This window comes from Methylobacterium litchii (genome assembly GCF_038442315.1).
In the GTDB taxonomy this organism is placed as follows: Bacteria; Pseudomonadota; Alphaproteobacteria; order Rhizobiales; family Beijerinckiaceae; genus Methylobacterium; species Methylobacterium litchii.
The window spans coordinates 57,962-65,411 of sequence record NZ_JBBXMY010000020.1; the positions used below are offsets into that span (position 1 = coordinate 57,962).

At 69.7% G+C, this 7,450-nt stretch carries 7 protein-coding genes and 1 pseudogene; 6 read left to right on the top strand and 2 right to left on the bottom strand.

Annotated features, from left to right (window positions below):
* The first annotated feature begins 48 nt into the window (after positions 1-48).
* Genes AAHF99_RS23805 through AAHF99_RS23825 form a run of 5 tightly spaced genes read left to right on the top strand, consistent with a single transcriptional unit; the run spans position 49 to position 5,678 of the window.
* Entirely contained in the window at positions 49-1,053 is a 1,005-nt protein-coding gene (locus AAHF99_RS23805; RefSeq protein WP_342166877.1) for a hypothetical protein, read from the top strand.
* The gene (locus tag AAHF99_RS23810) at positions 980-2,599 is read left to right on the top strand and encodes an ABC transporter ATP-binding protein (protein WP_412759938.1); all 1,620 of its coding nucleotides are present in this window, start codon (positions 980-982) and stop codon (positions 2,597-2,599) included. Before AAHF99_RS23805 ends, AAHF99_RS23810 begins: the two co-directional genes overlap by 74 nt.
* The gene (locus AAHF99_RS23815) at positions 2,589-3,665 is read left to right on the top strand and encodes an ABC transporter permease (RefSeq protein ID WP_342166879.1); all 1,077 of its coding nucleotides are present in this window, start codon (positions 2,589-2,591) and stop codon (positions 3,663-3,665) included. The genes AAHF99_RS23810 and AAHF99_RS23815 overlap by 11 nt, the downstream gene beginning before the upstream one ends.
* The gene (locus tag AAHF99_RS23820) at positions 3,662-4,588 is read left to right on the top strand and encodes an ABC transporter permease (RefSeq protein ID WP_342166880.1); all 927 of its coding nucleotides are present in this window, start codon (positions 3,662-3,664) and stop codon (positions 4,586-4,588) included. Before AAHF99_RS23815 ends, AAHF99_RS23820 begins: the two co-directional genes overlap by 4 nt.
* Before the next feature lie 19 nt (positions 4,589-4,607).
* Entirely contained in the window at positions 4,608-5,678 is a 1,071-nt protein-coding gene (locus AAHF99_RS23825) for a BMP family ABC transporter substrate-binding protein (protein ID WP_412759939.1), read from the top strand.
* A 7-nt stretch (positions 5,679-5,685) separates the two neighbouring features.
* Here the strand turns inward: AAHF99_RS23825 and AAHF99_RS23830 are convergent, their stop codons facing one another.
* Entirely contained in the window at positions 5,686-5,934 is a 249-nt protein-coding gene (locus AAHF99_RS23830) for a hypothetical protein (protein ID WP_243953468.1), read from the bottom strand.
* 281 nt (positions 5,935-6,215) lie between these two features.
* Here AAHF99_RS23830 and AAHF99_RS23835 point away from each other — a divergent pair, with 281 nt between their 5' ends.
* Positions 6,216-7,322: a BMP family ABC transporter substrate-binding protein gene (locus tag AAHF99_RS23835; RefSeq protein ID WP_342166882.1), complete on the top strand. Its 1,107-nt coding sequence runs from the start codon at positions 6,216-6,218 to the stop codon at positions 7,320-7,322.
* Here AAHF99_RS23835 and AAHF99_RS23840 read toward each other — a convergent pair.
* Positions 7,319-7,450, bottom strand: a pseudogene (locus AAHF99_RS23840) (IS481 family transposase); the annotation flags it as partial. The gene AAHF99_RS23835 and the pseudogene AAHF99_RS23840 overlap by 4 nt on opposite strands.

Below are 7,450 nucleotides of genomic sequence, written 5' to 3' on the forward strand. Positions count from 1 at the left end.
AGCGGTTGCTGAAGTCTCCCCGACCGAGAAGGCCCGGGGGATCGTAGGATGTTCAAGCGTTTCGTGCTCGCGGCGGCGTTGCCGCTCTCGATGATGGGGGCCGCCAATGCTGCCGATCTCGGTTCGGTGAAGAAGGACGTGGCCCCGGCGGCGGCACCGGTGGACGCGCCGTTCTTCCTCTTTGCCGACACGCAGATCAGCTATCGCTACCAGTTCCCCACCGTCTCCCCCGGCGTGCAGATCCAGCGCGCCGACGGCAGCTTCGTCTCCCGCGAGGCGCCCAAGCAGATCCTCAACATCTCCCACGCCGACGCCTGGGCCTACGGCACCAACTTCTTCTCCCTCGACATCCTGAAGTCCGGCTCGCAATTCCCCGCCGGCACCACCAACCCGCCCGGCACCATCGCCAACCCGTTCTTCGCCGATTACGGCAACACCGAAGCCTACGGCCTCTATCGCGGCACACTCAGCCTGAACGCGCTCACCAACACGAAGGCCTTCGCCATCCCCGGCCTCGTCAAGGACGTGTCGCTGGCCTTCGGCTTCGATGCCAACTCGCAAAACGACGCCTTCGGCTCGAAGAAACGCGACGTGGTCGGCGGCCTGAACTTCGCCTTCGATGTGCCGGCCGGGTTCCTGAACCTGTCGGTCCACGCCTACAAGGAGTGGAACCGCAACGGCTTCAACGTGCAGCCGGATCGCGACCAGAGCTTCGACGTCGTCCCCGAGTTCGAGCTCGTCTACAACTTCCCGCTGACGTTCACCGGGTTGCCGCTGAGCGTGACGGGGTTCAACAACATCGTCCTGCCGAAGGGCCGGGGGGTGCAGAACGTGGCGGACTTCGCGTTCAACCCGAAGCGGGGTCTGGAATTCCTGTCGCGCACGAACCTCGTTCTCGACCTCGGCAAGCTGGTCTATGACCAGCCGAACAAGGTCGATGTGTTCATCGGCTTCCAGTACTGGCTGAACAAGTTCGGCAATGTCGAGACGGCGACCTTCAAGGGTACGGAAGAGAAGAGTTTCCTGGCGGGCTTCGCCTTCCACGTCTTCTGACGGGCGCGCCGTGGCCAGCGAGGCGGGGCCGCTCTTCGGCGCCTACGGCATCGTGAAGCGCTTCGGCGCCTTCACGGCCAACGACCATATCGATCTCGAAATCCGCGCGGGCGAGATCCACGCCCTGCTGGGCGAGAACGGCGCGGGCAAGTCGACCCTGATGAAGATCCTCTACGGCTTGCTGGAGCCGACGGAGGGGGTCGTCACCCATCGCGGCGAGACGGTGCGGCTCGGCAGCCCCGAGGCCGCGCGCCGGCTCGGCATCGGCATGGTATTCCAGCACTTCTCCCTCTGTGAGAACCTGACGGTCGCCGAGAACATCGCCCTGGTGATGGAGCGGGGCCTCTCCCGCGCGGACCTCGCCCGGCGCATCGCGGCGCTGGGTGACACCTACGGCCTGCATCTCGAACCGGATCGCCCGGTCTGGTCGCTCTCGGCCGGCGAGCGCCAGCGCATCGAGATCGTGCGCTGCCTGCTGCAGGATCCGAAGCTGGTGATCCTCGACGAGCCGACCTCGGTCCTCACCCCCGGCGAGGCGGAAGTGCTGTTCACGGTGCTGGAGCGCCTGCGCGACGAGGGGAGGGCGCTCCTCTACATCTCGCACCGGCTCGACGAGGTGCGCCGCCTCTGCGCCCGCGCCACGATCCTGCGGGCGGGCAAGGTGGTGGGCGCCTGCGACCCGCGCGCGGAGAGCGCCGCCTCGCTCGCCGCGATGATGGTGGGGGAGGAGGTCCGCGAGATCGCGGCGCCCGCCGCCGCCCCGGCCGGCCCCGAGCGCCTGCGTCTCGACCGGCTTTCCCTGCCCGCCCCCCGCCTGCACGCCACCGCCCTGCGGGACATCACGCTGGCGATCCGGGGCGGCGAGATCCTGGGCATCGCCGGCATCGCCGGGAACGGGCAGGCGGAACTCTTCGCCGCCCTCTCGGGCGAGACGACGGTCCCGGCCGAGGCCGTGCGCATCGACGGCGAGCCCGCCGGGCATCTCGGCATCAACGCCCGCCGCCGGCTGGGCGCGGCCTTCGTGCCGGAGGAGCGCAACGGCCACGCCGCCGCCCCCGGCCTGAGCCTGTCCGACAACATCGTGCTGTCGCGCCACGCCACGGCTCCGCTCACCCGCTTCGGCCTCGTGCGCCGGGCGGCGGCGAGGGCTCTGGCGGCGCGCGTGAGCACGGCCTTCGATGTGCGCAAGGCGGGGCCGGACCCGGCCGCCGGAACGCTGTCGGGCGGCAATCTCCAGAAGTTCGTGGTCGGGCGGGAGATCCTGGCCGAGCCCGGCCTCCTCGTGGTCGACCAGCCGACCTGGGGCGTCGACGCGGCGGCGGCGGCGCGGATCCGGCAGGCGCTGATCGACCTCGCGGCGCGGGGCAGCGCCGTCCTCGTCATCAGCCAGGACCTCGACGAGCTGTTCGAGATCGCCGGGCGCATCGCCGTGCTCCATGGCGGCAGCCTGTCGCCGCCCGTGGCGCGAACCGAGACCTCCCGCGAGGCGGTCGGCCTGCTGATGGGCGGCGCCGGCACGCCGTCGGAGGCCGCCCATGCGGCTTGATCTCGTTCCGCGCGGGCGCCGCTCGGCGCTCTCCGCCGCCCTGTCGCCCGCGCTCGCCTTCCTGGCCGCCGTGCTGGTCGGCGGCATCGCCGTCGCGCTGATGGGCGTCTCGCCGGCCGCCGCCTTCACCGTCTACTTCGTGGCGCCGCTCTCGGACCTGTGGTCGCTGCAGGAGATCGCCCTGAAGGCGGCGCCGCTCGCCCTCATCGCGACCGGCCTCGCCTTCTGCTACCGGGCGAACCTGTGGAATATCGGCGCCGAGGGCCAGTTCGTGGTCGGCGGCTTGGCGGGCGGCATGGTCGCCATCGCCACCCACGGCAGCGACGGCGCGACCTTCTGGATCCTGCCTGCGATGCTCCTGACGGGCACGCTTGCCGGCCTCGCCTACGCGATGATCCCGGCGCTGCTCCGGGTGAAGCTCGGCGTCTCGGAGATCCTGACGAGCCTGATGCTCGTCTACGTGGCCGAACTCCTCCTCGACTACATGGCGCGCGGGCCCTTGCGCGATCCGGCCGGCTACAACTTCCCGCAGAGCGTGACGTTCGATGACGCCGCCCGGCTCCCCTACCTGATGGAGGGCGACACGCTGCACGCGGGGGTGCTGGTGGCGCTCGCCGCCGTTTTGCTGGCGGCCGTCGTCCTCGGGCGCAGCCTGTTCGGGTTCGAGATGCGCCTCGTCGGCGCGAGCCCCCGCGCCGCCCGGTTCGCGGGCTTCGGGGAGGCGCGGCTGACGCTCATGGCCTTCGCCATCTCCGGCGGCGCGGCGGGGCTCGCGGGCATCGTGGAGGTGGCGGGCAAGATCGGCCAGCTCCAGCCGACCATCTCGCCGGGCTACGGCTTCACCGCGATCATCGTCGCCTTCCTCGGGCGGCTCTCGCCGGTCGGGATCCTCCTCGCGGCGCTGGTCATCGCCGTCACCACCATCGGCGGGGAGGCGGCGCAGATCGACCTGCGGCTCCCCCTCGACCTGACGCGGGCCTTCCAGGGGCTGCTGCTCGGCCTCGTGCTCGCGGCGGACGTGTTCACGCGGTTCAAGGTCCGCCTCGTGCCGGGGGCGGCGCGATGAGCCTCGATCTCGTCCAGATGGTGCTCGCCACCGTGCTGGCCGCCGCGACGCCGCTCATCATCGCGGCGCTTGGCGAACTCGTCACCGAGCGCGCGGGCGTCCTCAACCTCGGCGTCGAAGGCATGATGGTCTGCGGCGCGGCCATCGGCTTCGCGGCGGCGGTCGAATCCGGCTCGACCCTTGTGGGCGCGCTCGCCGGGATCGGCGCGGGGATGGCGTTGTCGGCCCTGTTCGGCCTGCTGACGGTGGGGCTCGCGGCGAACCAGGTCGCCTCCGGGCTCGCGCTGACGATCCTCGGCCTCGGCCTCTCGGGGCTCGTCGGCGCGGGCTATGTCGGGCTGAAGCGCGAGCCCGCGCCCCATCTCCACCTGCCGGTCCTGAGCGACCTGCCGGGCATCGGCCGGCTCGTCTTCGGGCAGGACGGCTTCGTCTATGCCGGCATCGCCCTCGCCCTCGGCGTCTCGTGGTTCCTGTGGCGCACGCGGGGCGGGCTGATCCTGCGCGCCATCGGCGACGACCACACCGCCACCCATTCCCTGGGCCTGTCGGTGCGTGGGGTGCGCTTCCTCGCGGTGCTGTTCGGGGGCGCCTGCGCCGGGCTGGCGGGGGCCTACCTGTCGCTGGCCTACACGCCGTTCTGGGCGCCGGCCATGACCGCCGGGCGCGGCTGGATCGCGCTCGCCCTCGTCGTCTTCGCCTCGTGGCGGCCGGCGCGGGTGGTGGGCGGGGCGATCCTGTTCGGCGGCGCCACCGTGCTGCAACTCCACGCCCAGGCCTCCGGCATCGGCCTGCCGGGGCAGTTGCTCTCGGCGCTTCCCTATCTCGCGACGATCCTGGCCCTGGTCCTGCTCTCCCTCGGGCGGCGGCGGGGCGGCTCGCAGGCCCCGGCGGCGCTCGGCCGAGATTTCACCCCGCACCGATAGACACCCCACACAAGGACACATGCGGATGTTGCGGACGACCCTCTCTGCCTGCCTCGGCGCGCTCCTCCTGTTCTCCGGCGCGGCGAGCGCGGAGGACAAGCTCAAGGTCGGCTTCGTCTATGTCGGGCCGGTGGCCGATTACGGCTATTCGTTCCAGCACGACCTCAGCCGCAAGGCGCTCGCCGAGGCGATGGGCGACAAGGTTGAGACCACCTATCTCGAGAACGTGCCGGAGGCCGACAGCGAGCGCGCCATCGAGAAGCTCGCCCGCTCCGGCATGGGGCTGATCTTCACCACCTCCTTCGGCTTCATGGAGCCGACCCTGAAGGTTGCCAAGAAATACCCCAAGGTGAAGTTCGAGCACGCCACCGGCTACAAGCGCTCGGCAAACGTCTCGACCTACTCGGCCCGGTTCTACGAGGGCCGCTACGTCTGCGGGAAGATCGCCGCCAAGCTCTCGAAGACCGGCACGGTCGGCTACATCGCCTCGTTCCCGATCCCCGAAGTGGTGAGCGGCATCAACGCCTTCATGCTCGGCGCGCAATCGGTGAACCCGGCCATCAAGCTCAAGATCGTCTGGGTGAACACGTGGTTCGACCCCGGCAAGGAGGCCGAAGCCGCCAAGGCGCTGCTGGCCCAGGGCGCCGACATCCTCACCCAGCACACCGATTCCGCCGCGCCGCTGCAGGAGGCCGAAAAGCAGGGCAAGCTCGCCTTCGGCCAATCCTCCGACCAGTACCGCTTCGCCCCGAAGGCGCAGCTCACCTCCATCGTGGACGACTGGAACGGCTACGTGATCGGCGAGGCCAAGGCGGTGCTCGACGGTTCGTGGAAGAGCCACGACACCTGGGGCGGCATCAAGGACGGCATGGTCGTCCTTGCGCCCTTCACCAACATGCCCGACGACGTAAAGGCCCTGGCCGAGACGACCGTGAAGGACATCGCCTCCGGCAAGACCCACCCCTTCGCCGGCCCAGTGACGAAGCAGGACGGGACCCTCGCGGTCAAGGACGGCGAGACCGCCCCCGACCCGATGATCCTCGGCATGAACTGGTACGTGAAGGGGATCGACGACAAGCTCCCCCAATAGGGGTGGCTCAGCGCCCGGCGGGCATCCGCGCCGCCGGCGCCGTCCCCGTGACGGCGGGGCCGCGCGGGTTCACCGCGATGGCGTCGCCGGAGCGAACCGCCTCGGCGGCGTTGCGCGGGCCGGCGAGGCCCTTGGTGCCACCCGGCGCGGTCGCGGGCTCGCGCCCAGCGGGAGCGCCGGTCGATTGCGCGGAGGCCGCGCCCGCCATCGCCACGAGGGCGCCGAGCCCGATCAGTGCCGTCGTTCTGAAACCCATCGCCATGGTCCGGTCCTCGCTGATGATGGGAACGAATGGCGCAGGCGCGCGCGAGTTCCCGTGAACGACGAACCGCGACCGCACTCGCCCCGCCGATACGATGCGCCGGATTGGCGCGCGATTGAACAAGTCACGGTCATCGCATAGGCGGCGGATGCTTGAGCCCCAGCGAAAACGACTTGCCGCGCTGCCGCAAATATCGGCTTCGCCCCCCTGCGAGACCTGCTTAAGCTTTCGACCCGTCCGCCGCCTCCGGGTGGCTCGTCTGGCGTGAGTTCGTCTTGGCCCATCATCCGTTCACCCGCAGGACCCTGCTCGGCGCGGGGGCGCTCCTTGGCCTCGATGCGGCGACGGGCGGGCGGGCCCGCGCCGCCGCGCCGCTCACAATCGGCTTCATCTATGTCGGGCCAAAGGACGATTACGGCTACAACCAAGCCCATGCCCAGGCGGCCAAGGCCCTGAAGGGCATGAGCGGGATCGAGATCACCGAGGAGGAGCGGGTTCCCGAGACCAACGCCGTCGAGAAGACCATGGAGAGCATGATCAACCTCGACGGGGCGACGCTCCTGTTCCCGACCTCCTTCGGCTATTACAGCCCCTACCTGCTCAACGAGGCGCGCAAGAACCCGAAGATCCAGTTCCGCCATTGCGGCGGCCTCTGGACCGAGAAGGACCCGCAGAACGCCGGCTCCTATTTCGGCTACATCGCGCAGGGGCAGTATCTGAACGGCATCGTCGCCGCCCATGCCAGCAAGTCCAAGAAGATCGGCTTCGTCGCGGCGAAGCCGATCCCGCAGGTGCTGAACAACGTCAACGCCTTCCTGCTCGGCGCGCGCAGCGTCGATCCGGCCATCACCTGCCAAGTGATCTTCACCGGGGAATGGTCGCTCGCGGTGAAGGAGGCCGAAGCCACCAACGCTCTGGTCGATGGCGGCGCCGACGTCATCACCTGCCACGTCGACAGCCCGAAGGTGGTGGTCGAGACCGCCGCCCGCCGGGGTGCCTTCGTCTGCGGCTACCATGTCGATCAGTCGCCGCTGGCGCCGCAGAAGTACCTGACCGGCGCCGAGTGGAACTGGCTGCCGATCTACAAGGACGCCATTGCCGCGATGCAGGCCGGCAAGGTGCCCGCGCATTTCGTGCGCGGCGGGCTGGCGGACGGCTACGTGAAGATGAGCCCCTACGGTCCGGCCGTGTCGGACGGTGCCCGCCGGAACGCCGACGCGGTGAAGGCAGAGATGCTGAAGGGCGGCTACGAGATCATCAAGGGTCCGCTGAAGGACAACACCGGCAAGGAGGTGATGCCCGCCGGCAAGGCCTATCCCGAGAAGGCCGTCGAGCTGGAGGGCACGAACTACCTCGTGGAGGGCGTGAAGGGCTCGGTCTAGATGTTTGGTCCCGGCATTTGGTGGAGCGGGTTTGACCTGAAGCGTTCGGGCTCGGCGGACCATGCTTTGCAGATAGCCTCGTAGGGCGTGAGGCCACGCAGGATCTTGAGGCGGCGGCCAAAGTTGTA

Excerpts from the sequence above, each read along its gene's own strand:
- AAHF99_RS23815 (WP_342166879.1), top strand. The coding sequence starts at position 2,589 with ATGCGGCTTGATCTCGTTCCGCGCGGGCGCCGCTCGGCGCTCTCCGCC.
- AAHF99_RS23830 (WP_243953468.1), bottom strand. The coding sequence starts at position 5,934 with ATGGGTTTCAGAACGACGGCACTGATCGGGCTCGGCGCCCTCGTGGCG.
- AAHF99_RS23810 (WP_412759938.1), top strand. The coding sequence starts at position 980 with ATGTCGAGACGGCGACCTTCAAGGGTACGGAAGAGAAGAGTTTCCTGG.
- AAHF99_RS23805 (WP_342166877.1), top strand. The coding sequence starts at position 49 with ATGTTCAAGCGTTTCGTGCTCGCGGCGGCGTTGCCGCTCTCGATGATG.
- AAHF99_RS23820 (WP_342166880.1), top strand. The coding sequence starts at position 3,662 with ATGAGCCTCGATCTCGTCCAGATGGTGCTCGCCACCGTGCTGGCCGCC.
- AAHF99_RS23825 (WP_412759939.1), top strand. The coding sequence starts at position 4,608 with ATGCGGATGTTGCGGACGACCCTCTCTGCCTGCCTCGGCGCGCTCCTC.